The sequence below is a fragment of the Vibrio sp. Vb0667 genome (assembly GCF_033391095.1).
In genome coordinates, this window is the sequence record NZ_JAWPOL010000010.1 from 22,927 (window position 1) to 48,904 (window position 25,978).

The window sequence follows — 25,978 nt, forward strand, 5'->3', positions numbered from 1 at the left end:
AAAATTACCCTTCCTTCTCGATAGTATCTAGGCATTCACGAAGTAACGTACCGTACTCGTACTTACCTGGACATACAAAGGTACACAATGCTAGATCTTCTTCATCCAGTTCAAGCGCACCCAGTGCTTGAGCACTGTCTGTGTCGCCGGCACATAGATCACGAAGCAGCAAAGTAGGCTCCATATCTAGAGGCATTACGCGTTCGTAGTTGCCAATTGGAACCATTGAACGATCACTACCATTGGTCGTCGTTGTCATATTGAACAACTGACCTTTGAATACGTGACCAAGGAAAGAGCGAGTTACCGAGAACTTATTCTTACCAGGCATTGCCCAGCCAAATAGTTCTTTTTCACGGCCTTCACGTAATACAGAAACCTGTTGATGGTAACGGCCAAGGTATGCGTGTGGACCAGTTGCATGTGTACCTGTTAGTACTGAACCAGAGATCACACGAACTTCGCCAGGCATCAGCTCGTTATCTGTTAGGTCATCTAAGCTTGCACCCATTACGGTACGAACTAGACGAGGGTTATTCACAACTGGGCCAGCTAGAGACACAACACGATCTGTGCATAGCTCACCAGTTAGGAACAGCTTACCGAACGCGATAACGTCTTGGTAGTTGATGCTCCATGCCACATTCTCTGCATTTACTGGGTATAGGAAATGCATGTGGGTGCCAGCAAGACCTGCTGGGTGAGGGCCATCGAAGACGTGTTCTTCTACGTTAGACTGTGAAGAGCGTGGCAAGCTAGTGCCAGATTTACATACGTAAACCTTGCCTTCTGTCAGGGCTGAAAGAATGTCTAGACCAGCAATGAATGCTTCTTGTTGCTCATTAATGATCAACTCAGGCTTAGCTGCTAGTGGATTAGTATCCATTGCAGTTACGAAAATAGCCTTAGTAGAAGACTCGATTGCAGGAACCTTGCTAAACGGACGAGTACGTAAAGCGGTCCATAAGCCAGAGTCAACCAACTGAGTCTTGATCACTTCACGATCTAGACCTGAAAGTTGAGCGGCTTCGAACTTATCAAATGTCACCTGCTCTTCACCTGCCACTTCAATCACTACAGATTGAAGGACACGTTTAGCGCCACGGTTAACTTCGATCACTTTACCGGCTGCTGGTGCAGTAAATTTCACGCCTGGGTTCTTTTTATCTTCAAAAAGAACTTGCGCTTTTTTCACTTCATCACCAACGCGGACATGCATGGTAGGTCGCATGCCAACGTACTCTTCGCCAAGCAAGGCGACTTTTTTGATGGTCTTACCATCATTAATCACCTGGGATGGAGTTCCTGCGATAGGAAGATCCAAGCCCTTCTTTATTGTAATCATACGCACTTGCACTACTTTTATCGGGAAAAAGATTCTTTTGATTGCGTAACTTTTAGACACGACATCAGTGTCCGGTTTTGATGTTGTTTTAAACATCAAAATCGCAACATCCTATTAAAAATCTCGTCACAAGGAATACGCGAGATTTATCAGGTGCCGTAGTCTAGCATTTTTTAGGAACTTGATGCCATGATCAATCATTAGAATAGAGGGGTTATTTCGGTAGAATCAGGTCTAAAAGGTCAAAGAATAGTCATAACTTTGACCCATCGCACAAATGCCATATTCCATACATATCTTATGGAAAAGTGATATTCATCGCCTGAAATATTCTGCAATTTCCATTCATTTGTTGAAACACTGTTAACACATTTTTTAACCAGAATTTGTGCCACGTTAACGTCCCTAAAGAATGTAAAACGAAAAAAGATGGCCTTAAGCCACCTTTCTCTGCACCTTTATATCTTGCGTTTTTAGTGACCACCACCCATACACATCGGGCTATCAGGGGCGCCATCTTGTTCACGCTTCCACTCTTCATCAGTATATGTATGAATAGCTAATGCATGAATGTGGTTGTCCAGTTCATCTGCCAAAATTTGATGAACTTGACGATGGCGCCCAATCAAACGCTGTCCCGCGAACGAATCACTCACAACAATCACTTTGAAATGACTCTCTGAGCCTGGTGGCACATTATGCATGTAGCTCTCATTAATGACTTTGAGATAGCTGGGTTGCAGCTCACTGTGTAGTTTCTTCTCTATGATTTCTTGGATCATATTCGTTCCTCATTGATGCGAATTCCATAAGTATATACCTAAGTAAAGCAGACATGCATCACTCAAACGTCACTCTCATTATTGACGCACTTTGTAGACATATTGTCTCAAGGCGCTTGACTCCACGAACATGTCTAAAGAGCAGCCATCACTGAACTCGTAAAATTTGACAGCTTTTTGTATCTCGACACGTCATCATTTGCGACAATAACACTTAATTTCTAAATCAACTTACATTTAGCTATGAAAACCGAACTGAACCTTCACGAGCGAAGCTTAACACTTCATCGTTTCCCAAAACGTAGTAACGAAACGCTACAAGCGTGGGATGCCGGTGATGAGTATCTTATTAATCATGTTGAAGAGCTTGCTTTGCCAGACAATCAAAACATCCTCGTGATTAATGACAGCTTTGGTGCCCTCTCCTGCTGGTTTTCGGAAAAGCACCATGTAACGCTAATGAGTGATTCATTCATCTCACATAAAGGTGCACAGCAAAATCTCGAGCAAAACCAGTGCAATAAAGTAGCGTTTGCCACCACGATGGACCTCGTTCCTGCCAATATTGATCTCGTCTTGCTGCAACTGCCCAAAAGTAACCGCCATCTAGTGTGGATACTAAGCCAATTAAGAAAGGCGCTACCGGCTTCCTGCCCCGTCATTGCAGTCAATAAAGCGAAAGACATTCATACTTCGACGCTAAAACTGTTTGAAAAATACTTAGGCGAAACAAAAACATCTTTGGCCTGGAAAAAGCACAGATTGGTGTTTTCTCAAGCAACAGTTGAGCCTACGATTGAAGTAATGCCTTTCACGACTTGGCGCGTTGATGGCGAAGATATCGAACTCAAGAACATGCCAAATGTCTATTCAGGAGAAAGTTTAGATTTAGGTGCACGCTTTATGCTGCAGCACCTGCCTCAAGACCCTTCAATAGACAATGTCATCGACCTCGGCTGCGGCAATGGTGTTCTGTCTGTTAAATTTGGTCAGTTGAATCCAAATGCTCGGCTAACATGTGTTGATGAAAGCTTTATGGCGCTTGAGTCGGCAAAACAGAACCTACGCGACAACCTTGGTGAAAATAGAGACATACAGTGCATAGCGAACAATTGCTTGGACGGTTTTAAACACAGCAGCAGCTCTATGGTTATGTGTAATCCACCGTTTCATCAACAACAGGCAATCACCGATCATATTGCTTGGCAAATGTTCTGCGATGCTAAACAAGTATTAAGTGAAAATGGCCGTTTACTGGTTATCGGAAATCGTCACCTCGGGTACGACGCAAAACTCAAACGTCTGTTTGGCGATAAAAATGTGAAACTTATCGCTTCCAACAATAAGTTTGTGATTTTACAGGCTACAAAAAATCCTGCTAAATTAAGCGCAAAATAAGCTTTAGCAAAATAGTTAAAAGGAATAATAAAATGAGAAAATTGGTACTTGCGGCTTCGGTTGCGTTGCTTGCTGCGTGTTCAGCCCCTCAACAACCTCAGCTGAACCTGATGCCAGAAAGCACATTGAGCACCAATCCAATTGTTCAAGGCAAGACTTACAGTTTGACCAGCAAAGATGTACGTGCAGCGCAGTACGTGGCGTTGGTGGATAACGGCCGTTCGAACATTCTTCCTCTTCATGCTAAACAGAATTTACGTATTGCGTTAGAAGAAGCATTAGAGAAGCAATTCTCATCTCAAGGTTTCCATGCGGATCTAAACAGCAACAACGCGATTGAATTGAGCGTTCAAGAAGCGTTGGTCAACGTGAAGCATTCGGTGATGGAAAATGAGATGGATGCTAAAGTTGTGCTGGAAATCACAGCAGAGACACCTGAGGGCAAGCTAGTCAAAACTTATACAGGTACAGCAAAGCGATCTGGCACATTGAGTGCTTCTGATGCCGATATTGAAGAGACATTGAATGATGTGGTGACATTGACGCTTAAAGAGATTGCCAATGACCCTGAGCTTCGTCAATACATGCAGGAGCGTTTCTAATGTTACGCAAAGCGATTCTGTCCTTAGCACTACTCAGCTGCAGCGTTTGGGCTGGACCAAAAGTAGCGTTTGAAACGACACTTGGTTCATTTACGGTTGAGTTAAACGAAGAGAAAGCACCTATCACTGTCGCTAATTTTCTAAAATATGTAGAAGATGGGAGCTACGAGGGTACTATTTTTCATCGTATTATCCCAGGCTTCATGACACAAGGTGGCGGCTTTAACCAAGATATGCAGATGGTGAAAACATACGCGCCAATCAAAAACGAAGGAAATAATGGTCTAAACAATAACCGTGCTACCATCGCCATGGCACGAACCAATGCACCAAACTCTGCAACTCGTCAGTTTTTCGTCAACTTAGTCGACAATGACTTTCTCAACTATGGCGCTCGACCACCAGGTTATGCTGTATTTGGTGAGGTTACTGAGGGGTTCGACGTTATCCAGAAAATGGCTCAGCAGCCGACCACGACGGTAGGCCGAATGCGTGATGTACCAGAGACGCAAATCGTCATCACCAAAGCTACACTACTTAAATAGCCAAAACGATAAGCCCTTTGAATAATCGAAGGGCTTTCTCTTTCAACGGCTTCATTTTATTGGATTGATTTATGTCTTCATTACCTTCCATCACTTGGTTGGAAACGGTAAAAAGTTACCTCGATAAACGACTCATGTGGGTTTTCATGCTGGGCTGCTCTAGCGGCTTTCCGTGGGTTCTTATCGGCTCAAACATGTCAGGTTGGCTAAAAGATGCCGGCTTGACCCTCTCCGCAATTGGCTATTTTGGTAGCGTTTTTGCGGTCTATGCGATCAACTTTCTGTGGGCACCTCTGGTTGACCGCGTGAAGCTGCCAGTCCTCTTTAGACTGCTGGGGCAAAGACGTAGCTGGATTTTCTTTTGTCAAAGTATCGTACTCGTCGCTACCCTATTTATTGCCGGCGTAAATCCAGCGGAAAACTTGGTGTTTGCGTCACTACTCGCCTTGTGTATTGCAACGGCTTCAGCGACACAAGACATCGCAATTGATGCTTTTCGTATTGATACTTTCCCAAAGTCAGAAGAGTCTAAACTGCCTCAAGCTTCTGCAATGGCGGTCATTGGCTGGTGGACAGGTTATTCACTACCGGGTTATTTAGCGTTTGTTAATGCTGATAGCGTCGGTTGGAATGGTGTGTATTACGGGATGGCGGTGATAGTCGGCATTCTAATGGTCTTTACGATTTTAGTCGGTGAACCGAAGACTCAACGCGAACAACTTCAGTCTGCCGCTGAACAACGACACAAAGAAGTGGTTGGTTCAAAAGTCGTAGCTTGGTTTACCGTGACTGTTGTAGAACCTTTCCTTGATTTCTTTAATCGCAATGGCGTCCGTGTCGCGATTACTCTGTTGCTGTTCGTTTTCCTATTTAAAATTGGCGAAGCGTTTTTGGGCAGGATGTCGATCGCGTTCTATAAAGATATTGGTTTTAGCAATGAACAAATTGGCTATTACTCCAAACTGATTGGTTGGGGAGCCACCATCTTCTTTACTTTTGTCGGAAGCATGTTCAACGTTAGGTTTGGTATTGTACGTGGATTAATGATCGGCGGTATTGCTATGTCTGCCAGTAACTTGATGTTTGCATGGATTGCTTCGGTAGGCCCAAACGAGCACTTGTACTTAGCCACGATTATTGTCGATAACTTTACGACTGCTTTCTCAACCGTCGCTTTTGTTTCATTTTTGACGATTCTAACCGGGCAAGCATTTTCGGCAACTCAGTATGCGTTGCTTGCCTCTCTAGGAAACTTCGGACGGACGACTCTTGCTTCTTTCAGTGGCGAGCTAGTGGATTATCTTAATGATTGGAGCACATTCTTCGTGCTTACCGCTGTCATGGTCGTGCCAAGCTTGATTATGTTGTACTCGCTACGACATTACTTTGATGCTCTATTGGAAAAAGCACGTCACAAGCATTAACGAAGCATATAAAAAACCACCGAATTCGGTGGTTTTTGTTTTGCGATATATAAGATAAGAGGTCTATGGGTATAACCCTTTACCAAACATATTAAATATACGTGCCACGCCTTGAGTAAAGATCATCGGCTCAGTCAATACGGTTAAACACAAGCAGTCTTCTCCGGCCTTAGTGTAAGGGCTATGCTTCACTGATGCGTCTCTAATCATCAAATCGCCTTCTTCATATTGGCCATCCTCGTCACTAAATCCGCCATGTAGGATCAATGTAGACTCCAGGCCTTTGTGCGTATGTTGAGGAATTTGCACATCTTCCCCGATGTACATTAAGCTGACACGAGCGTCTTCCCCTAGGTCAATCTGAGCACTGAAAACCTTGCCTCCGTAACTTCTCCATGACCCTACGAGGTCAGAGAAACGCGCTAGAGTTTTAGGAAGAGCGAAACTTTTTCCTGCCACATTAACAGCAGCAGGGTCGCGGATCACGATATTATCAGTCGCTGGCTCCGCATTGATGATGTCATTAAACATGTCGTCAAATTCAGAAACATACTCAGAAGGTATGTCACTTACGATGTTCGCTTGACTTGCTTCGACTTGGTTCACATAAGCTCGGCACTTGGTGCATGTTTCTAAATGGGTTGCGACCACAAGACCAGAAACTGCATCAATGCTTCCCGAAGCGTATGCTTCTAACAAGCTGTTATCTGGGTGTTTGTTCATAGTTGCTCCGTATGCATTGAATGCCTTAGCTTTTCTACTGCAAGCCTCAGCCTGGATTTTACGGTACCGAGGGGTATATCAAATAATTCCGCGACCTGTTGATGAGGTAGCTCTTCAAGATATACCGCTTGTAAAACATCTCTCTGGTTTTTCGGTAATATATCTAAAAACTTAACCACCTGTTCTTTCAACATATCTTGCTCTGGTGAATAGTGATCAACAAGATCAGGTGGATAATACTCTGACGGCCAAATGTCATCAGAATGAATGTGTAATTCCTTACCTTTCTGTTTTCTCAGCAAATCAAAACAAAGGTTTCGGATTATGGTATATATCCAAGTCGATAACGCGCTCTTTTCACCATCATAGAGGTGCGCTTTCTGCCAAACTGTCGCCATGGTCTCTTGCACCATCTCCATAGCAACTTGCTCATTACCAACATGTTTGTAAGCGAATTGCTTCAGCTTGGGTGCGTAAAAACGGAATACAAAAGCGAACGCGTCTTTGTCTCGAGCCTTCACTTTATCCATGTAATCGTTCCAATCACTGCGCCCCAGTTTTTTCGGGCTATCACTCATCATAATCGGCCTTAATTTGTGGGAGGAGTTTCCTCCTCCCATTCTTCCTAATCGGTCACGTCATCGACCAACAAGTTGAAACCACCGTTGTTCCCATCATCAATGGCAACGACTTGGTACACAACACCGTTCATTACATTGACTGGTGCTGAGTCAACCGCAACAATACTTGGGTTACCAGCCACTGTTACCGTTACATAATATGTACCTTCAGCGACATATAATCCTTGTACACTATTTTTATACGCAAAATTAGCAATAGTTGGATCACTTCCATCTATTCCTGCACTCGTAGTGAGGTAAATATCCACCATTTCCGCTATAGGATTAGCCGCCGCGTGTGTCACATTCAATGTCGCGCTAGTCGCCACAGCGCGTCTCATATCTTCAACAACCAGAGCTTCGATATCAATCGCTGGGCTAACAACACCGACTGCATAAACACTGTAATCCATTCCACCTGCAACCATTAACCCGTCAACATCTATGATCGGATTGGTTGTTGTGCCATCCACGTAAACATCAATATCGTAAGCCCCAGCAGCAAGATCCAAATAACCACGAATCTCTTTGAACGCTAAGTCGGCAAGAGGAGCGAAGGCCGCCCCGTTAACGTTAACATCGACGACTGGCGCTCCATCGACAAGGTGTCCGACTCTTACTTCAGCTTGGCTGCCCATATCTTCAATTATAGAAGAGCCCGAACCGTCCAACACCAAGAGTTTGACAGGTGACGTGCTATTCGAATCTCCTGTGCCGATAGCGGCAATCGTCAAGTTGGAGTTAGCCGCAAGAGGTACTGTGCCGGAGTCAAAAGCAACGCTGTCTCCTACGGCAAGTCGAACTTGATACTCACCAGCTGGGATGTTCAATACGTCGGTAGAAGCTTTGTAAGCAAGGTTAGTTATTGGAGTCGCGCTAGCAAGAGCAACACCTGGCTCAGTGACATAAAGATCAACAGCAGGAACGCCTGAAGCTGCATGAACAACTTGAACATCTAGACTATTGGCATCAGCCATTGAATCGGCGCTGCGAGTCACAACTAAAGGCTCAACTGGGTTTGGCGAACCATCGGCATCGCCAACAACGAACACGTTATAATTGAGGTCGGAATCAAGATCTAGTTCTGTTTTAGGTACTACGGTCGCGGTTTCATTACCTGGGAGCTGTACATCGACCTGAATCGAATTCATCCCCTCTCGCAATTTAACGTAGCCAGATCCCACACCATAATCAACATTCGTTAAAGATGGTTTATCGTTGATCCACACATTTGCAAGCGGCGCATCAGAAGAAGCGTGCACTGCTTGTAAATTGGAATACTCGATAGTGTCACTGTCGGAGCCACACGCCGCCAGTCCTAATGTCGCAACAATAGTTAGCGCAGCTTTATTAAATCCTTTCATATCCTTGCCTCTTTGTTAGTCGGGGCTTCTATGGCTTCTGTCAGAAATTGCAACGCAGGAATACAGTCCTCTGCGCCGACTAGCTGTTCGAACAGATTGCAGTCTAGGGGTAGTAACTCAAGCCAACGCTGAGTAACCCAAGCAGAGTCATCGTAAAAACGATGCTGGTAGAGGCTTCCAAGTTGAGGAAACTCTTCATAAACATGGGATAACTGCTGGCTTAAAAAGAAGAAATCTGGTGAGTTGTCTAGATGTTGCCAATTGTCTAACCATTCAACCTCTGCATGACGTAAGCCATCCGCATCTGCACGGACGCGTTTGACAACAAAGCGTTGCTCACCAGCAACTGTAATACCAAGAAGGCCATCACTGAGTGTTTCAAAATCAACGATCCTGACCAAAGTTCCGATAGATGAAACGTTACCCACGTCTTTAGGGTCACCTTCACTTCCTACCAGGCAAACTCCAAAGCCCACATTTTGTAGGCTGCATTCCTTTACCATTCGCTTATATCGTGGCTCAAAAATGCGCAGATTCATTTTACCCTCAGGGAGTACAACTGAAGTGAGTGGGAATAACATGACTTCTTTCATTCAAACGTCCTCTTTGATTCACGGATACATACGAATCCCTTATCACTCCGATCACTAACGATTTATGTTGGTTAATCGACTGGCTTAAAAAGTCATAAAATCGCTTACGCAAACGATCCAAATCACACATTTATTGCAATCAAATGCAACAAACAAAAAGTTCCGTAAATAAAGATAATTTCGTGACACAACTCACCAAAAACGTTCAGTTTTGCACCCTTTATCACTTTCATTTGGGATTTTTATCGCTATTATTCCCGCCAATTGGAAAGCGCAGCATAGATTGCGTGTTCTGAATCATTACAAACATAGAGAGTCCCCTTATGCGTAAATCACTTTTAGCTCTTAGCCTTCTAGCGGCTACTTCAGCTCCAGTTATGGCGGCAGATTACTCTGACGGCGATATCCACAAAAACGATTACAAGTGGATGCAGTTCAACTACATGTACTCAATTGATGAAATGCCACGAGTTAAAGGCGCTGACGACAACGCTCACGATTACCTAGAAATGGAATTTGGCGGTCGCTCTGGTATTTTCGACCTATACGGTTACGTAGACGTATTTAACCTAGCGACTAAAGATAACCAAGATAAGTCAATTGAGAACGGCGCTCCTGACAAGATGTTCATGAAATTTGCACCACGTATGTCTCTAGATGCCGTAACTGGTAAAGACCTATCTTTCGGTCCAGTTCAAGAGCTATACATTGCATCTCTAATGGAATGGGGCGGTAACAACGGTGGTGTAAACAACCAGAAAATCGGTTTAGGTTCTGATGTAATGGTTCCTTGGTTAGGTAAAATCGGCCTAAACCTGTACAGCACTTACGATGGCAACAACAAAGGTTGGAACGGTTTCCAAATCTCGACTAACTGGTTCAAACCATTCTACTTCTTCGACAATGGTTCATTCATTTCTTACCAAGGTTACATTGATTACCAATTCGGTATGGATGATGATGCTGGTAACAAATTTGGTACTACCGCGTCAAACGGTGGTGCAATGTTCAACGGCATTTACTGGCACTCAGATCGCTTCGCGGTTGGTTACGGCCTGAAGGCATACAAAGAAGTATATGGCGTAAAAGACGGTCTACAAGTTGCTCCAGGTGTTGAGCTAGAATCGACTGGTGTAAGCCACTACCTAGCTGTAACTTACAAGTTCTAATTGAACCACTAAGTTTGCTCAAAAATGGCGCCTTTCGGCGCCATTTTTATTTGCTTTCCTTTTTTCCCTCATTATCCTTGCAGCAAACCTTTTTAATGAGAGCGTTTGGTGAATATCCTTATCCTCGGTCCAGGTGCGGTGGGCTCACTCTGGGCAACAAAATTTAAGCTTGCCGGGCACAATGTTTCATTGTGGGGAAGAAGTTCAGAGAGACAACAACCACTTCAGTTGGATGACACACCCGCAATCGTATTCAGTAATCAAGATATTTCCTCCGTAAATCAAGCGGACCTCATTTTGATCACGGTAAAAGCTTGGCAAGTGGAAGACGCCATTCAGCCTTTGCTCCCTCATATCAATACAGACACGATTATCATGCTGATGCACAATGGTATGGGTACTGCCTCTGCCTTGGAGAAGGTTGTGCCAAACAATCCGATAGTGCTCGCAACAACGACGCACGGCGCATACAAACCAGATAACCAACACGTATTGCATACCGGTCACGGAACAACGCAAGCGGGTGGTTATAATGACAAAGGAATGCAGTGCACTTTTCTGAAAGATGTTATGCATAATGCCCTTCCAGAGGCCATTTGGAATCCACACATCCAATCTGCGTTATGGACTAAGTTAGCGATCAACTGCGCGATTAACCCACTGACTGCGATTCTCCAGTGTAAGAATGGTGAACTTGCGAAGCCCGAGTTTAAGATACAACTCGAAAGCATCACTCAAGAACTGGTTGAAGTAATGAGTAAAGAAGGTATTGCTATCGAGTTTCGCTCTCTTTTCGATACGGTAATGCAAGTGGTGAACGCCACAGCTGAGAACTATTCTTCAATGAGACAAGACGTATTCCATCAGCGTCGAACGGAAATTGATTTTATAACCGGATACTTGTTAAAGGCTGCCGAGAAACATCGCATCAATACGCCTGAGAATTTAAAACTTTACCAACGCATCAAACAAATAGAACAAAGCTGGACAGAACAATGAGTAAGAAAATCTTAGTGCCAATCGCTCCGGGCACCGAAGAAATGGAAGCCGTCACCGTTATCGACATGATGGTTCGCGCGGGTTATGACGTTACGGTAGCGAGTGCTGCTTTTGATGGCTCATTGACGATGAAAGCTTCTCGCGGAGTCACACTAACAGCCGATTGTAAACTGGTCGATATTGCTGATGATGAGTTTGACGCCATAGCGCTTTCTGGTGGTGTTGGCGGTGCAGAAATTTTTCGTGATAGCACGGTGATGATAGAAATCCTTAAGCAGCACATCTACGAGGGAAAATTGGTCGCTGCTATCTGCGCAGCACCGGCGTTGGTATTGCAACACCATGATCTTTTCCCACAATCACTGATGACCTGTCACCCGAGCTTTCAGTCACATATCCCGGAAGAGAAGTGGCGCAGCAAACGCGTGACCTTTGATATCAACCACAACCTGATCACCAGTCAAGGTCCGGGTACAGCTTTAGAGTTCGCGATGGAAGTAATCATTCAACTCTCAGGTAAAAAACACGCATGGTCAGTTGCTGAACCAATGATCCCTCTGCCTACTCTGCACTACCACAAGCTTGGTGAAGAATAATGTTTGACGTAAATGCTGTACGCGAGCAATTTCCTGCTCTAAACCAATCCGTCAACGATACGCCCTTAGTGTATCTAGATAGCGCAGCGACAACGCAAAAACCGCAATGTGTGATTAATGTCATCAGTCATTACTACAGTGCGCAAAATGCCAATGTTCACCGTGGCAGCCATAGTTTAACGGCTAATGCCACCAGCCAATTTGAAGCGGCACGAGAACGAGTGGCAAGCTTTATTGGTGCAAACAGCTCTAAAGAGATCATTTGGACACGGGGCGCAACCGAAGCACTGAACTTAATTGCTCAAACCTACGCCCGTAGCACGTTACAACCAGGTGATGAGATCTTGATTAGCGAGATGGAGCACCACGCCAACATCGTGCCCTGGCAAATCGTGGCAGAGCAAACGGGTGCTAAAGTCATTAAAGTTCCGATGACATCAGATTGCCAGTTCGACATCAGTGCATTTGAGGCGCTTCTGTCTGACCGCTGTAAAATTGTTGCTTGCGCGCAAATAACCAACGTAACAGGCACACGCCAACCTATAGAAAAAATCACTGAACTGGCGCACAACGTTGGCGCGGTTATTGTAGTTGATGGCGCGCAAGGCATCGTACATGAGCAACTTGATTTATCGGCATCAGATATCGATTTCTACGTTTTCTCAGGTCACAAACTTTATGCACCAGCAGGCATTGGGGTTTTATACGGCAAGCTTGAACTTTTGGAAGCCATGCCACCATGGCACGGCGGCGGTAAAATGGTTGAACGCGTTTCTTTCGAAAAAACGACGTTTTCTGCACTTCCTGGAAAATTTGAAGCGGGCACACCAAACGTTGCGGGCGCGATTGCTCTAGCGAAAGCCATTGAGTGGTACCAAGGTTTTGACCATCACGAAGTAGAGACTCATCTCCATGCGCTTCAGGATAAGGCCTACCAAGCACTAAGCGCTTTGGATGACATCCATATTCTAGGCTATCAACCGAATGCCTCTGTACTGACCTTCGTAATGGACGGCGTTCATCACCAAGATATTGCGACGCTGCTCGATCAACAAGGCATTGCGGTACGAGCAGGACACCACTGCGCTCACCCATTGATGGATGCGCTAAATGTGAAAGGCACGGTACGCGTCTCTTTTGGTATTTATAACACGACGAGCGATGTGGAAAGACTCATCGCCGCCGTAGAAAAAGCCGTCGACATGCTATAACGCCAACGGTTTGATTTGGAGTAACCAACAAGGTTACTCCATCTGCCTATCCAGAGTCGCCACGCAATTTCTGCCATTTCTTTTCGCAGCATAAAGCGCTTTATCTGCATGCGCATACAAACGTTTGGTGGTTTCATTTCTGCCTATTTCCACCACGCCTACACTCACCGTGACCGGAATTTCAATCTTTTCAAATTCGAACTGACAATTTTGAATGTGGGAACGTACTTCCTCTCCTACCTCTTTCGCCGCCGACAGAGAAGTTTCTGGCAAAATAATCGCAAACTCCTCCCCTCCGACTCTTGCGAAAATTTCGTCTTTGACGAGTAAGTGAGAAACCAAATCAGCTAACGTCTCTAAGACATAATCCCCCGCATCATGACCACGTTTATCATTGATGACTTTAAAAAAGTCCAAATCAAACAATAACAACGCGGAGTGATAATCTGGAGCTTGGGATTTAATAACTTCTTCTGTGAGCTTTTCGAAAAAAACACGTCGGTTGTAGATATTGGTGAGAGCATCTATTTGGCTTTGATGGCGAAGAAGGGTTTCAACTCGGTGGCGATTGGAGATGTTGCGTGTAAGAATAAGGACAACGCGACGACCCCGGTATTTTATAGCGAGTGGGCAGATCTTGCCTTCGTAGTATAGCTCGCCTCTTGGCCCACTGTTAGCATCTATTCCCTGAATGCTGTCGGCGCACATCTTGTACTCGATCGTCACAATACTGTCTTGTTTCAGTGACCGATTTATCTGTTCGATAAACCAGTCAGCTTTATCTTTCTCGAGTACGCTGTGCAGCGTCTCACCTATCAAATTACTTCCATCGTGATAGGCTTTTTTATCTGTTCCTCCAAAAACATCAATATAGATACCATCTTCACTCAGAATAAAAGTGGGGTCTGGCATTCCGGATAACACGTCTTGCGCATGTTCCAAGGTGAATTGCATATAGGGAGGTTCCTAGCATTTGTATCTAAGTAACCCAATCGCTTCCAAGTGTGTTTCCACATTGGGGAATAGGAGCGAATGGGGCATATGTCTATTATCTAATATAGACAAATTTTAAATACAATTGAGTTTATAAAAACCAAGTGGGCAATATAATGAACCAGGATCAATAGAATGGTTAATTAACGCTAAAATAGTCGACCATTTGCATACTTTTTATCCATATGCAAAAAATATCTCAACTCAGATACAAAAAACGCCAAACAGTTAGGCTATTCGGCGTTTTTTAAGAGTTGGGAAAATGACTCGTTACACGGCGATTTGCTTAATCTGCTCTACAATAGCTTTCAAGCCATTACCACGTGACGGGCTTAAATGGGAGACAAGCCCCAGCTGATCAAAATAAGCATCAATATCAAATGCTTGAATTTGATCGGCCGTTTTACCGTCATAAGCTGCCATTACCAAGGCAATCAATCCACGGACGATACGCGCATCGGAGTCCGCACAAAAATGCCAAACGCCATCTTGCTCTTTGCTCACTAACCACACCAAGCTTTCACAACCCGAAACGGTAACTTGTTCTGATTTCAGCTCTTCTGGCATTTGTGGCAGCTTTTTACCCCACTGAATAACCTGACGGTAGCGATCTTCCCAGCCTTGAAATTGCTGCATAGTCGCTACAATGTCTTCGCTGGTGATATCTGTACCAAATGGAGAAACGGGAAAATCTGTCATGATGCGCTCTTCTTCTAGTTTACTTCTTATATTTTGAAATCAACTTCTCAACGATTCGCGATACCGCGACAAAGCCAAACGTTGCAGTTACAACAGTCGCCGCACCAAAACCGCTAGCACAATCCATACGTTTTGGGCCTTCCGCTGTCGACTTCACACCACACACTGAACCGTCTGCTTGAGGATACTTCAGCTGCTCGGTTGAAAACACGCAATCAATACCAAACTTACGAGCCGGATTCTTAGGGAAGTTATGATGACGACGCAAGGTGTCTTTGATTTTCTTCGCTAGAGGATCTTGGATCGTTTTCGTTAAATCAGCGACCATGATCTGCGTTGGGTCAACCTGACCACCAGCACCACCCGTGGTGATCACTTTGATCTTGTTGCTGCGGCAATACGCCAACAAAGACGCCTTCGCTTTTACGCTGTCAATCGCATCTAGCACGTAATCAAACTCTTTGCTTAAGTACTCATGTTGATTGCCTGGCGTGATGAAATCATCAATCAGGTTGACTTTACACTCTGGGTTGATCAATTTGACACGCTCGGCCATCACTTCAATTTTGCTTTGGCCAACGGTGCCCGTCATCGCATGAATTTGGCGGTTAATATTCGTGACACAAACATCGTCCATATCAATCAGAGTCAACTCACCGATCCCCGTACGAGCCAGCGCTTCCACCGCCCATGAACCTACGCCACCAATACCAATCACACAAACGTGTGCAGCGCGAAGAATGTCTACTTCACTGTTGCCATAAAGACGACGAGTGCCGCCAAAGCGTTGATTGTAGCTGTCAGATGCTGGGGTATCGAGTTCACGCATATTGAAGTCCAGATGATCGATAGAAAAACAAAGAGTGCGATTTATACGCACTCTTTGATGAAATGTCTAGATAAGAGAGTGTTCCTCTTTCTTGGGTCGCTATTGTAGCTTTTCTGGCGGTAAAGCCCAAGGCGCTTGAGTTGGTGAGTTTTCCAGCCCAAGTTTCCAAACTCGACCAAAATGCTTGTAGTGCCCTGCTTCCGTTCCTGCTCTCGCACCAATGCCATGATACAGATCCAAATGGTTCTGTTTTACCGCACCACCAGTGTCTAAAACGATCAGCATTCTCAGTTGATGAGCACCGCTCCACGTACCATCCGCATTCAGCAATGGTACTTCCGCCAAGATTGGTGTGCCCATTGGTAAGATAGAACGGTCACCCGCGACCGCGGCCATTGGCAACAAAGGAATACCAGCCGACCCCGTTACTGGCGCTTCCGCTTTTGGCGCAAAGAAGACGTAAGAAGGGTTTTGCTCCAACAACTCGCGTACTGTTGCGTCGTCGTTGTCCATTACCCACTCTTTAATCGCTTTGAGAGACATTTTTTCACGCGGGACTTCACCACGTTCAATCAAAATTCGGCCAATGCTGACGTAAGCTTTATTATTTTTCCCTGCGTACGCGAAGTACTCCAACGTATCATCATCTTCAAAATGCACATAGCCACTGCCCTGTACTTCCATCATAAATGGGTCGATACGATTAGGCGCGTAACCTAGCACCAAACCTTGTCCATCTAGTGCTCCATTGTAGATCTCCGCGCGAGTCGGACAATCTGATGAGCAGTTTGGCTTGCCATAAACTGGGTACTTAAAAATGTCGTTTGGTGTATGACGCAGTTCCATCACGGGAGAAAAGTATCCGGTAAACAGCACATTACCTTTTTTATCACCACCACCCAATTGCGCGGCTTGAATGCCAAACGCACTCAACGCACTGGTATCTCCGCTCTGTTGCGCCCACTCACTTAATCGTTGATATAGCGGTTGGTACATCTTCGCCATGGATGGTGACTTTATCACCACTTGCTCAGCTTGCTTGTTAAATTCAGTAAAATCGCGTGGTTTGTTAGACTCAACCACATCCACTTGATTGAGGATCTGAGGAAACTCACCATCAAGATATTGCTGAGCACGATCATTTTGTTGAGCACAGCCAAAGAGTAGGCTCAAAGAGATAATAGGAAGGAGTTTTTTTAACACGTGTCTTTTCCGTAAAAGAGAATAGCAAAAGGATGGCAAACAAATGCATACGGTGCAATTGAAAAGCAACGACAAATGTTTCAACGCTAAGCCAATCCGTTTACTCGTTGTGAATTCATTCAGTTAATACAACATGATAGCAGCGGAAGAATTACGGAATTGTCCGGATTATGTTTGAAAGTAAGATTTACTGATTGAGAGATGAAATTGTGATCATCCATGTGACTCACAGACGCAAGAGATCTCTGCTTAACAGACAAAGATAAAAACGACTATCTTACCGCAATCCTTGCACGCCCCTCTAAACGGAATACAGGTAGATAATGTGCATTGGCATCCAGCTTCATTTCTGCATGCTGCTTACCCACAAAATTGAAGTGCCGCTCATTTGAACCCACTCGATACGAAAACGAATCCCCATCGAATTCAAAACTGGTCGCCACTGTAGAACCATTTACGGTAACACCGCGCTCACTCAACACAAATTCTTCACGAGCATAAGGCGCAACATCTTGCTCAACCCAGCGACCATAAATTGTCGATTTGGGAATGGGCGGATTAATGGTTCGAGTAATCAAATCACTATACAGCATGCACACGACAACGGTTCCAACTATCGCTATAAGCATGAGAGAACGCTCTAGCCACTTACGAAGCATTGATTTAGATGACGTTTTTGACAGATTTGAAGCAGTGATCGCAGCATTCTTATTAACAGCAGAAGACATGAGGTTCACGTATTGAGGAAAGACGCCACCATTGTAACCTTCCCTCTTAACAGGACCAAGAACCTACCTCAATATGTTTGTGCTTTATTCCAAAATTTCACCTTGCCACTCAATGAATAAAAAGGCATTATTTTAACATAATTAAACAAAGGAATGGCTGTAGTGAAAATTCGTAGTACTGCTCTCGTAAAAGGATTCCGTCAATCAACACCTTATGTCAATGCTCACCGCGGAAAAACCATGGTGATCATGCTGGGCGGAGAAGCCGTCGCACACAAAAATTTTGGCAATATTATTAATGATATCGCACTCATGCACAGCCTCGGAATCAAAGTCGTGGTGGTGTATGGTGCACGTCCTCAAATTAATCAGCTGCTAGAAAAACAAGACCTCACTACGCCTTACCACAAAAATATCCGCATTACGGATGAATCGGCTTTATCTGTTGTTATGCAAGCTGCCGGACAACTTCAGCTTGCGATTACTGCGCGCCTATCAATGAGCCTCAACAATACTCCGATGGCAGGTACCCAGCTCAATGTCGTTAGCGGAAACTACATCATTGCCCAACCACTCGGCGTTGATGATGGTGTGGACTATTGCCATAGTGGACGTATTCGCCGCATTGACACCGACGCGATTAATCGCACTCTTGATCAAGGTTCAATTGTTCTGCTAGGTCCCATTGCTAGCTCTGTGACTGGCGAGTGCTTCAATTTATTATCGGAAGAAGTCGCCACCCAACTAGCGATAAAGCTGGGTGCGGATAAGCTGATTGGTTTTTGCTCCGAACAAGGTGTCATTGATGACAACGGCAATGCTGTCGCCGAGTTACTACCAATTGAGGCGGAGCATGTCATCAAAACGCTTTCTGAAAATACGTCTCCTGACCTAGATTACAACACTGGAACACTGCGCTTTCTTAAAGGCTCTATTGCCGCTTGCCGTGCCGGAGTACCTCGTAGCCACTTGATCAGTTATAAAGTAGATGGCGCCTTAATTCAGGAGTTGTTCTCTTTCGACGGTATCGGTACCCAAGTTGTTATGGCGAGTGCTGAACAAGTGAGGCAAGCTAATATTGACGATATTGGCGGTATCTTAGACCTCATTCGCCCGTTAGAAGAACAAGGTGTACTGGTTAGGCGCTCTCGAGAACAGCTAGAGCAAGAGATTGGAAAATTTACCATCATCGAAAAAGACGGCTTGATTATTGGCTGTGCTGCCCTTTATCCATACCCAGAAGAGCGTAAAGCTGAGATGGCTTGCGTAGCGATTCACCCTGACTATCGTGATGGAAACCGAGGTTTGTTACTGCTCAACTACATGAAACATCGTTCTAAATCCGAAACCATTGATCAGATTTTTGTCCTCACGACACACAGTTTGCATTGGTTCAGAGAGCAAGGTTTTTACGAAGTCAGTGTCGACTATTTGCCTGGAGCCAAACAAGGGTTATATAACTTCCAGCGTAAGTCCAAAATCTTAGCGTTAGATTTATAGCTTAACCTTAAATCAGGGAGCGAAACTTAACGTTCCACTATACCAACTAACCTCAAAGGGCAGGATTTAGTTCATTAACGCTCAACCCTGCACATCGAGCTTGTTTAGGAACGAGTTTGTTGAGGAGTAAGGCCACACATAAACCCTACTCCGGACTAGCGGGTCATCATGTAAACCCAACTTAGAAATGCGCAAACCATTGCTTGATTTTTGTTCCAATTTTATCTTTTAAATATACATTTGGTTGGCTATACTCTGCTCGCTAGTGATTGGTTTTTAACCAATACGAATGGATCTAGGTGATGTAATTAGCCTTCACCCTAAAATACTGGGCAATTGAAAAACTAGTTAGCTCCGTATTGCACACCAAGGACAGTTGTTAATCTGACTTTAAATAAGCCGAGACGAGCACTGTTATGAGAACAATCATTTGTAATTCGCTTCAAAGCTTCTGGGATATGGCTGACAATCAGTTTTTAGAAGGCCTAGACGTCCACTGTGTTTTCCCCGTAAATGACGCTATCCGAGATTTTATTCTTGCTTATCAACAGCAATACAAAATACGCAGCGTGTCTTTTACCAATGCGTTTGCAAAACATGCATAAAAGAAGACCGAGCCATAAGCTCGGTCTTCTTGTTTTAGTTGGTAAGCCGCTTTACTAACCCACTCGCGCGAGTGGTTTTCACCTTAATGCCTCGCTTCAGAACATTGAGCTCGGCGTAAAGAGCTAAACGCTTTTTCGCGCGGGTAATGCCTGTGTAAATCAACTCACGGGTTAATATCGGGCTAAAGTCTGGTGGCAAAATCATAAGGGTGTAATCAAATTCACTGCCTTGCGATTTATGGATGGTCATGGCGTAAGCCGTTTCATGTTCAGGTACTCGGCTTGGCAAGACCGATTTCACACTGCCGTCAGGTAACTCGAAAAAGACTTTCAAACGCGGTTCTTCTTCACTGTCATCTCGCATACAAATACCAATATCACCGTTATACAAACCTAAACCGTGATCATTACGCGTAACCATGACAGGTCTGCCGTGATACCAAATTTCATCCTGAACTTGAATTAACTTGCGCGCCGCAAGCGCTTTCTCGATGCGTTGGTTTAGCCCAGCCACACCGAAGTCACCTTCACGGATCGCGCACAGCAGTCGGCATTGATTGAAGGTATCTAACACCGCTTTGGCTTTGTGCGTTAGCGACTCTGGCTCTCCGGTTTTAGGATCAGTTTCCTGTTGTCCAATGCGTTTGAGGTAACGACCGTATTCCTGCACCAACGTCTGCATCATTTGGTTGTAATGTTGACTACTTAGTGCGAAATGTTCGATATCGGAAAAGTCACGCGCCCAGACGTTATCTACGCTCGCAGCAGAACCGGAATTAACCGCTTTTGCCAACTGACCAATGCCTGAGCGAGCGTCAAATCGGTAGCTCTTTTGCAGCATACATAAACTATCAGCAATGCTAGATGCACTGTTACCCGTATGGGCTAAAGTATCGAAGCCCGTCAGTTTTGCGATGGCTGACGCCTGCTCTTTGCCATAACCCAACGCATGGAACGAACAGATATCACCCAACACTGCCCCTGCTTCAACTGAGGCAAGTTGATCTTTATCACCTAGCAAAATCAGCCGCGCATGTTTCGGTAAGGCATCGACCACTTTATACATCATTGGTAAATCGACCATCGACGCTTCGTCGATAACCAAAATATCCAAATGCAGTGGATTTTGCTTGTTGTGACGAAATTCTGCGCTATTAGGAATCGCACCCAGCAACCGATGTAAGGTACTCGATTCAGTCGGAATTTTGGCTTTTAGCTCCGGAGAAACTGGCAGCTCTTGCACCGCTTTACCAATGGACTCGGTTAATCGCGCCGCCGCTTTCCCTGTCGGGGCCACCAGCTTGATGGTTAGATTTTTCTCTTGCGTCGCCTGTTCAATCAAAGCAGCAAGCAATTTGGTTACTGTCGTCGTTTTACCCGTACCAGGGCCGCCAGAAATCACAGCAAATCGACGAGTTAACGCAACCGCCGCCGCGACTTTTTGCCAGTTCACACAAGCTGAGAGTGGCACGAGTTCATCCAGTATTTGCAAATCTTGAACCTTGCGCGCATTGCTAAGCACGGAATCAATGGCGTGCCAATCCAACGATTCGCTTGCGACCACATCAAGGTGGTCACACACCAATTGCTGACGCAACACTTGGTTGCTGCTTCCCGCTTCTACTGCTTTGCCCAACGCGTTAAACAGAAAATGGTATTGGCGTGCGAACAGATGGTTGAGCAACTCCGATAATCGCGCAAACTCTTGTGGTTGCAAGTTAACTGCGGCGCCCAGCTGATTGAGCTTTTCCGCCAGTGTCACTTCATAATGCCAATAGCGATGCAGATACAGACGCTCACCATCGAACATTAAAGGCAAGGCTTCTCCTTGCGCGCCGACCACGCTGGAATTTTGTAATACTTGAATCCAGTCTATGCCTTGCAACTGTGTGTTAAGCGCCAATGCCGACTCACCAAACAGCCCTAGCTTACTGGCTAAATCCGTAGTTTGCCCTTGTGCATCGCACAGAGACAGACAGATATGTCCTTTACCAAGCTCACTACTGACAACACCAGCGATAAACGCCAGTGCTTGGCTGTCCGACTGTTCATCATGCGTTTGAGAATCAATAAAACAGGCGAATTGGTAGTCGAGCTGACGAATAGCACCTTTGTGCGCCAAGCGTTCCAACACTACCAATAGGCTATCTTGGTCAGAATGAAGATTGTGATTTGTCGTCATTAAAGTAGCTCCATCTGCCCGGCTTGAGTTGAGCGCGTTTCAAGTACTTGACCATCAATCAAACGATCCATCTCTTGTAAGAACTCGAAAGTTGGTTTCGCGGCAAAAATGCCGTGGTCACTCTGCCCATCCATGCCGCGCAAGAACAAGTAATACACGCCACCAAAGTGCTGTTCATAATCATAATTGGCCAATCGGCTGCGTAGGAAACGATGCAGGGCTAACGCATAAATCTGGTACTGCAAATCGTAGCGGTGATCTGCCATCGCCGATTTCAGAGCCTCACCATGATAGTGCGTCACATCGTCGCCAAGATGATTCGATTTCCAGTCAAGCACGTAGTATTTACCTTGATGTTCAAACACCAAGTCGATAAAACCTTTGAGCATGCCTTGCACGGTTTGGAAACCTAAATCCCCCGCTTTCGCCGACAACGGATCGTGACGTTGAATGACTCGGTTTAACGCCGGTGCAGACAAAACTTCAATCGGCAGCAAAAATTCCATCTCCACCAAACGTTGCGACGGTGCTTTTTGATTCAGCAGCAAAGACTTACCATCCAACGGCGTTGCGAGTACGGTATCAATCAATTGCTGTAAAATAGGTAGCCACTCTTCATCGAGCTGTTCGCTTTCCATCAAGCCAAGGATGATTTGTGTATTCTCTTCCGTAGTGGCTGGCTGAGTAAATTCAACTTCCTCAAACAAGCTGTGCAGGAACGTACCCGGACGCGCACCACGAGGGAAGGTAAAAATAGAGCGCTCTGGCTCCACCAAATCCGCTTCGTCTTGCTCTTCAGATGAGTCGATATCAAAACCCGTAATCTCAATCGTGGCATCATGCTCGGCGTGATGAGAGCCTTGCTTGACCAAGCCAGAATAACTGGTGATGCGCCAGTTTCTATCGATAGGGTTTTGCAGCTCTTTCGCGCTAAGATCGTGTATTTCTTCTTGTGGCGCTACGTACTTCTCTTCGAGTTGTTGCGGCGGATCGGCCACAACGACACAATCAAGCTCGTCTTGTTGCTTTGTTAAACCTTGTTGCAAATCGTTAATGCCACCTTCTTGACCATTTTGAATCAAATAGCCAATCGCACTGCGGTGTACACCAGTTGGCTCTTTGGTCGAACGGCCATTGCGCAAAGGTGAGGCACCGATAAAACACGCATACACAGCTCGCGTTAGTGCTACGTATATCAAGCGTAAGTCTTCCGCCAAACGCTCTTTATCCGCTTGCTTCATGGACGCATCGTTGCCAGTAATATCCAGTACCGTGCGGTCATTGGCTGCATCGTAATATTTGGCTTCACTGGCTTCTCGATAGCTGAACACAAACGGCAGAAATACGAGGTCATACTCCAAGCCTTTTGATTTGTGAATAGTTACGATCTGCACTAAGTTACGTTCCGATTCTAAACGTTGGATTTGGTCATCACTGCCACCCAAACCGTTTTCCGCATCACTGATAGACTGAGCGAGCCAACGCAGTAGACCGTGATCGCTGTCCAGTTCATTACTGGCTTGTTGAAGCAGTTCACCGATGTGCATTAAATCGGTAAGCACTCGCTCACCATTTTCACCCTGTGAACTCGCGCCTTCTTCTAGTAATCGCTCGGCAATATGGCGTTTGCTGATCACCGCCCGCAGCATCGGCAGCACACCACGCTGAACCCAAAGTTTGCGATATTCTTTGAATTCGTTTACGGCGTTTTCCCACACAATTTCATCGTTATTAAGTGCATCCAAACTTGCTGCATCAAGGGCAAACAGCTCAGAGGCAAGACTTGCACGCAGCGCACGGTCATTTTCTGGAGTCAGCACCGCTTGCAGCAAACGCTGTAGATCCTGCGCCACTGAACTGGTAAACACACTGTCTCGGTTAGACAGGTACACGCTGGCAATGCCTTGTTCAGCCAGCGCTTGTTTGATCATTCGACCTTCACTACCTGTTCGAACCAACACCGCGATATCGCCCGCTTGAACCGCTTTCTGTTTTTCGCCATTCACGAGACACGCTTGCCCCTGTTGAGCCTGCGTCAAAATGGTTTGGATTTGGCTTGCGGTCGCCTCCGCCATCCGAGTCAAATACTCGCCTTTTGGTAGCGGTTTATCGTCCGCTTCTTGCAACCAATAAGTCAGCGCGGGTTGCTTTTGGCCACCGATAGTCCAAATGCGTTTTTCGGCATTGGGACTGTACTTAACGGGTAAGAACGGGATGTCCGAATCATAGATAAATGGACTGTCTGGCAAAGCAAATACTTGGTTTACCGCCTGCACCATATCTGCGCTAGAACGCCAGTTGGTTCCTAACGTGTAGTGGGCACTTACTTGGTTACGCGCTTTGATGTAAGTGAAAATGTCTGCGCCACGAAAGCCATAAATCGCCTGCTTGGGGTCACCGATCATAAACAAACCACATTCTGGGTTGTTCAGATAAATACAGCTGAAAATACTGTATTGAAGCGGGTCGGTATCTTGGAACTCGTCAATCATTGCGACAGGATACAAAGTACGAATACGCTCAGCCAAAAGCTCGCTTTCGTCCGTATCGATAGAAGCAGAAAGTTGCGTCAGCAAATCATCAAAAGAGAGCCACTGTTTTTGATTTTTCGCGTTAGCCAGCATCACACGACAATGTTCAATTGCATGAGCAAGCAGTGGCGCTTTTAAGCTGATTGGGTTGGTAAGAAATGTTTCAATGGCTTCAAATACCGCATGCTGCGGCGCACTGCCTTTCGGTGTTTTTTCCAACAAGACGTTTTGCGCGAATTTCTCCAGCTTGTCTGGATAATCGTAACCTGTAGTTTCCGTTGCCGCCCAAGCGTTTACCGCCTCCAACCACGTCGGCAGAGACTTTTTGGTGTAGCTGCGTTTGTTAATATCTGAACCTGAAATTAGCGTTAAGAAGTCATCTTGGCTTTCTCGCCACTGTGCTTTTAATTCATCAATTTTTTTCAAATTTTCAGTATGAAGATCAGCCAAACTGCCTTTCATTGCCGGAACAGAAAGGCTTAACGGCGCACCAGTTAAGTAATTGCTGATGTCAGACAATAACGCAGATGGAGAGCCCCATAGCTGGCGAATTTCTCCAGCCAAGGTAAATGGCAACGGGTAGAAATTGCGGCGCCAGTAATCGGCTACAACTTGCGCTTTTAGGTGACTTTCATCGGTCACAAACTCGTTATTAAATCGGCTGCCAGATTCAAACGCATTTTGCGTTAGCATACGTTGGCAAAAACCGTGAATGGTGTAGACCGCCGCCTCGTCCATCTGACGCTCTGCCTGCAATAAAATTTCTGCGGCTTGCTTGTGATCGTCAAACTCATTAAGCAAAGGTTGGATCACCGGGTCGGAACTCTGTCCACGCGCAAACGCGATTCGCGCATCATGGATTCTTGCCCTGATACGATCGCGTAATTCCGCAGTTGCCGCTTCGGTAAAGGTTACAACCAGAATTTGGTCGACCGTAAGCGGTACGCGATGTCGAGTTTCCGCGCTGCCATGACCAAGCAAAAGACGCAGATATAAACCTGCAATAGTGAAGGTTTTACCTGTACCTGCTGATGCCTCGATTAACCTCGCACCGTGCAGAGGAAACGTCATCGGTTCTAGTGGCGTTGGTTGAGGTTGCTCTGTGCGGTCTAACGTATGTAGAGGACACTCTGCACCTGACATTTGATCCATAACGCTGAATCTCTCCGGATTATTTACTAGGACGTATCACCTAATAAATGTGATCTATAGTTAAAAATTCTATTAATATGTTTAACAAGTTGGATAATTTAGAGCTTTGTGAGATCTTTCTCACGGTTATCCATAAGACGTACCGTTAGTATGCGCCCCACGAGATAAGCCAAACCTTTTTGGCG

General features: G+C 45.4%; 23 protein-coding genes. 10 read left to right on the top strand and 13 right to left on the bottom strand.

Translation table 11 applies throughout. The annotated features are described in order from the left end of the window. Window positions 1–4: 4 nt before the first annotated feature. Both R8269_RS12000 and bolA read right to left on the bottom strand, forming a co-directional pair. A complete protein-coding gene (locus tag R8269_RS12000) occupies window positions 5–1,345 on the bottom strand; it encodes a Na(+)-translocating NADH-quinone reductase subunit A (RefSeq protein WP_005380264.1) in 1,341 nt (446 codons plus the stop codon). Window positions 1,346–1,818: 473 nt separating this feature from the next. Further along, a complete protein-coding gene (gene bolA, locus R8269_RS12005) occupies window positions 1,819–2,127 on the bottom strand; it encodes a transcriptional regulator BolA (RefSeq protein WP_005380262.1) in 309 nt (102 codons plus the stop codon). 243 nt (window positions 2,128–2,370) lie between these two features. On the opposite strand from bolA, the gene R8269_RS12010 reads away from it, so the two are divergent. The 4 genes from R8269_RS12010 to R8269_RS12025 all read left to right on the top strand — a co-directional run bounded on the left by R8269_RS12010 (window position 2,371) and on the right by R8269_RS12025 (window position 6,096). Then, window positions 2,371–3,525, top strand: a complete 1,155-nt coding sequence (locus tag R8269_RS12010) for a methyltransferase (RefSeq protein ID WP_005380260.1) — start codon at window positions 2,371–2,373, stop codon at window positions 3,523–3,525. A gap of 32 nt (window positions 3,526–3,557) precedes the next feature. Beyond that, window positions 3,558–4,127 (top strand): YajG family lipoprotein, encoded by a 570-nt coding sequence (locus R8269_RS12015; protein WP_005380259.1) that lies wholly within the window; start codon window positions 3,558–3,560, stop codon window positions 4,125–4,127. After that, window positions 4,127–4,672: a peptidylprolyl isomerase gene (locus tag R8269_RS12020; protein WP_053306731.1), complete on the top strand. Its 546-nt coding sequence runs from the start codon at window positions 4,127–4,129 to the stop codon at window positions 4,670–4,672. The genes R8269_RS12015 and R8269_RS12020 overlap by 1 nt, the downstream gene beginning before the upstream one ends. A gap of 71 nt (window positions 4,673–4,743) precedes the next feature. Beyond that, complete coding sequence (locus tag R8269_RS12025; RefSeq protein WP_005380257.1) at window positions 4,744–6,096, top strand: AmpG family muropeptide MFS transporter; 1,353 nt, start codon at window positions 4,744–4,746, stop codon at window positions 6,094–6,096. Window positions 6,097–6,159: 63 nt separating this feature from the next. Here R8269_RS12025 and R8269_RS12030 read toward each other — a convergent pair whose 3' ends face one another. The 4 genes from R8269_RS12030 to R8269_RS12045 are packed head-to-tail and all read right to left on the bottom strand — an operon-like array spanning window position 6,160 to window position 9,396. Beyond that, entirely contained in the window at window positions 6,160–6,819 is a 660-nt protein-coding gene (locus R8269_RS12030) for a ChrR family anti-sigma-E factor (protein WP_033905538.1), read from the bottom strand. After that, window positions 6,816–7,400, bottom strand: coding sequence for an RNA polymerase sigma factor (locus tag R8269_RS12035; RefSeq protein ID WP_005380255.1), 585 nt, complete (start codon window positions 7,398–7,400; stop codon window positions 6,816–6,818). The genes R8269_RS12030 and R8269_RS12035 overlap by 4 nt, the downstream gene beginning before the upstream one ends. 44 nt (window positions 7,401–7,444) lie before the next feature. Next, complete coding sequence (locus tag R8269_RS12040) at window positions 7,445–8,803, bottom strand: DUF4397 domain-containing protein (protein ID WP_238972195.1); 1,359 nt, start codon at window positions 8,801–8,803, stop codon at window positions 7,445–7,447. Then, window positions 8,800–9,396, bottom strand: coding sequence for an LON peptidase substrate-binding domain-containing protein (locus R8269_RS12045; RefSeq protein WP_017636020.1), 597 nt, complete (start codon window positions 9,394–9,396; stop codon window positions 8,800–8,802). The genes R8269_RS12040 and R8269_RS12045 overlap by 4 nt, the downstream gene beginning before the upstream one ends. A 323-nt stretch (window positions 9,397–9,719) precedes the next feature. Between R8269_RS12045 and R8269_RS12050 the strand changes: the two genes are divergently transcribed. The 4 genes from R8269_RS12050 (at window position 9,720) to csdA (ending at window position 13,371) form a co-directional block, all read left to right on the top strand. Next, window positions 9,720–10,565 (top strand): outer membrane protein OmpK, encoded by an 846-nt coding sequence (locus tag R8269_RS12050; protein ID WP_005391741.1) that lies wholly within the window; start codon window positions 9,720–9,722, stop codon window positions 10,563–10,565. 108 nt (window positions 10,566–10,673) lie between these two features. Further along, window positions 10,674–11,564, top strand: a complete 891-nt coding sequence (gene panE, locus R8269_RS12055; RefSeq protein ID WP_053306735.1) for a 2-dehydropantoate 2-reductase — start codon at window positions 10,674–10,676, stop codon at window positions 11,562–11,564. Beyond that, the gene (locus R8269_RS12060) at window positions 11,561–12,160 is read left to right on the top strand and encodes a DJ-1 family glyoxalase III (RefSeq protein ID WP_006742560.1); all 600 of its coding nucleotides are present in this window, start codon (window positions 11,561–11,563) and stop codon (window positions 12,158–12,160) included. The genes panE and R8269_RS12060 overlap by 4 nt, the downstream gene beginning before the upstream one ends. Continuing rightward, window positions 12,160–13,371: a cysteine desulfurase CsdA gene (gene csdA, locus R8269_RS12065; protein WP_025768229.1), complete on the top strand. Its 1,212-nt coding sequence runs from the start codon at window positions 12,160–12,162 to the stop codon at window positions 13,369–13,371. Before R8269_RS12060 ends, csdA begins: the two co-directional genes overlap by 1 nt. Before the next feature lie 33 nt (window positions 13,372–13,404). On the opposite strand, the gene R8269_RS12070 is transcribed toward csdA, so the two are convergent. The 5 genes from R8269_RS12070 to R8269_RS12090 all read right to left on the bottom strand — a co-directional run bounded on the left by R8269_RS12070 (window position 13,405) and on the right by R8269_RS12090 (window position 17,823). Further along, window positions 13,405–14,325, bottom strand: a complete 921-nt coding sequence (locus R8269_RS12070; protein WP_206957681.1) for a GGDEF domain-containing protein — start codon at window positions 14,323–14,325, stop codon at window positions 13,405–13,407. Between the two features lie 309 nt (window positions 14,326–14,634). Continuing rightward, window positions 14,635–15,063, bottom strand: a complete 429-nt coding sequence (gene csdE / locus R8269_RS12075) for a cysteine desulfurase sulfur acceptor subunit CsdE (RefSeq protein WP_005380244.1) — start codon at window positions 15,061–15,063, stop codon at window positions 14,635–14,637. 19 nt (window positions 15,064–15,082) lie between these two features. Continuing rightward, a complete protein-coding gene (gene tcdA, locus R8269_RS12080; protein WP_206957683.1) occupies window positions 15,083–15,892 on the bottom strand; it encodes a tRNA cyclic N6-threonylcarbamoyladenosine(37) synthase TcdA in 810 nt (269 codons plus the stop codon). A 99-nt stretch (window positions 15,893–15,991) separates the two neighbouring features. After that, window positions 15,992–17,095 carry a murein transglycosylase A gene (gene mltA, locus R8269_RS12085; protein ID WP_012841480.1) on the bottom strand — a complete coding sequence of 368 codons (1,104 nt, stop codon included), beginning with the start codon at window positions 17,093–17,095 and terminating at the stop codon, window positions 15,992–15,994. 272 nt (window positions 17,096–17,367) lie between these two features. Next, a complete protein-coding gene (locus R8269_RS12090) occupies window positions 17,368–17,823 on the bottom strand; it encodes a DUF2850 domain-containing protein (protein ID WP_005380234.1) in 456 nt (151 codons plus the stop codon). A gap of 162 nt (window positions 17,824–17,985) precedes the next feature. On the opposite strand from R8269_RS12090, the gene argA reads away from it, so the two are divergent. Next, on the top strand, window positions 17,986–19,323 hold the full coding sequence (gene argA / locus R8269_RS12095; RefSeq protein ID WP_012841478.1) for an amino-acid N-acetyltransferase: 1,338 nt from the start codon (window positions 17,986–17,988) through the stop codon (window positions 19,321–19,323). Between the two features lie 416 nt (window positions 19,324–19,739). After that, a complete protein-coding gene (locus R8269_RS12100) occupies window positions 19,740–19,928 on the top strand; it encodes a hypothetical protein (protein WP_005380230.1) in 189 nt (62 codons plus the stop codon). A gap of 34 nt (window positions 19,929–19,962) precedes the next feature. Here R8269_RS12100 and recD read toward each other — a convergent pair whose 3' ends face one another. Both recD and recB read right to left on the bottom strand, forming a co-directional pair. Continuing rightward, complete coding sequence (recD, locus tag R8269_RS12105; protein WP_025768225.1) at window positions 19,963–22,110, bottom strand: exodeoxyribonuclease V subunit alpha; 2,148 nt, start codon at window positions 22,108–22,110, stop codon at window positions 19,963–19,965. Next, window positions 22,110–25,784 (bottom strand): exodeoxyribonuclease V subunit beta, encoded by a 3,675-nt coding sequence (gene recB, locus R8269_RS12110; RefSeq protein WP_318222549.1) that lies wholly within the window; start codon window positions 25,782–25,784, stop codon window positions 22,110–22,112. The genes recD and recB overlap by 1 nt, the downstream gene beginning before the upstream one ends. Window positions 25,785–25,978 lie beyond the last annotated feature (194 nt).

What these genes read in the sequence shown, in the direction of transcription:
- R8269_RS12060 (WP_006742560.1), top strand. Translation starts at nt 11,561, where the DNA reads ATGAGTAAGAAAATCTTAGTGCCAATCGCTCCGGGCACCGAAGAAATG.
- csdE (WP_005380244.1), bottom strand. Translation starts at nt 15,063, where the DNA reads ATGACAGATTTTCCCGTTTCTCCATTTGGTACAGATATCACCAGCGAA.
- R8269_RS12010 (WP_005380260.1), top strand. Translation starts at nt 2,371, where the DNA reads ATGAAAACCGAACTGAACCTTCACGAGCGAAGCTTAACACTTCATCGT.
- R8269_RS12020 (WP_053306731.1), top strand. Translation starts at nt 4,127, where the DNA reads ATGTTACGCAAAGCGATTCTGTCCTTAGCACTACTCAGCTGCAGCGTT.
- R8269_RS12015 (WP_005380259.1), top strand. Translation starts at nt 3,558, where the DNA reads ATGAGAAAATTGGTACTTGCGGCTTCGGTTGCGTTGCTTGCTGCGTGT.
- recB (WP_318222549.1), bottom strand. Translation starts at nt 25,784, where the DNA reads ATGTCAGGTGCAGAGTGTCCTCTACATACGTTAGACCGCACAGAGCAA.
- R8269_RS12090 (WP_005380234.1), bottom strand. Translation starts at nt 17,823, where the DNA reads ATGTCTTCTGCTGTTAATAAGAATGCTGCGATCACTGCTTCAAATCTG.
- R8269_RS12000 (WP_005380264.1), bottom strand. Translation starts at nt 1,345, where the DNA reads ATGATTACAATAAAGAAGGGCTTGGATCTTCCTATCGCAGGAACTCCA.
- tcdA (WP_206957683.1), bottom strand. Translation starts at nt 15,892, where the DNA reads ATGCGTGAACTCGATACCCCAGCATCTGACAGCTACAATCAACGCTTT.
- R8269_RS12100 (WP_005380230.1), top strand. Translation starts at nt 19,740, where the DNA reads ATGAGAACAATCATTTGTAATTCGCTTCAAAGCTTCTGGGATATGGCT.
- R8269_RS12045 (WP_017636020.1), bottom strand. Translation starts at nt 9,396, where the DNA reads ATGAAAGAAGTCATGTTATTCCCACTCACTTCAGTTGTACTCCCTGAG.
- R8269_RS12035 (WP_005380255.1), bottom strand. Translation starts at nt 7,400, where the DNA reads ATGATGAGTGATAGCCCGAAAAAACTGGGGCGCAGTGATTGGAACGAT.
- R8269_RS12050 (WP_005391741.1), top strand. Translation starts at nt 9,720, where the DNA reads ATGCGTAAATCACTTTTAGCTCTTAGCCTTCTAGCGGCTACTTCAGCT.
- R8269_RS12025 (WP_005380257.1), top strand. Translation starts at nt 4,744, where the DNA reads ATGTCTTCATTACCTTCCATCACTTGGTTGGAAACGGTAAAAAGTTAC.
- recD (WP_025768225.1), bottom strand. Translation starts at nt 22,110, where the DNA reads ATGACGACAAATCACAATCTTCATTCTGACCAAGATAGCCTATTGGTA.
- R8269_RS12040 (WP_238972195.1), bottom strand. Translation starts at nt 8,803, where the DNA reads ATGAAAGGATTTAATAAAGCTGCGCTAACTATTGTTGCGACATTAGGA.
- bolA (WP_005380262.1), bottom strand. Translation starts at nt 2,127, where the DNA reads ATGATCCAAGAAATCATAGAGAAGAAACTACACAGTGAGCTGCAACCC.
- R8269_RS12070 (WP_206957681.1), bottom strand. Translation starts at nt 14,325, where the DNA reads ATGCAATTCACCTTGGAACATGCGCAAGACGTGTTATCCGGAATGCCA.
- csdA (WP_025768229.1), top strand. Translation starts at nt 12,160, where the DNA reads ATGTTTGACGTAAATGCTGTACGCGAGCAATTTCCTGCTCTAAACCAA.
- R8269_RS12030 (WP_033905538.1), bottom strand. Translation starts at nt 6,819, where the DNA reads ATGAACAAACACCCAGATAACAGCTTGTTAGAAGCATACGCTTCGGGA.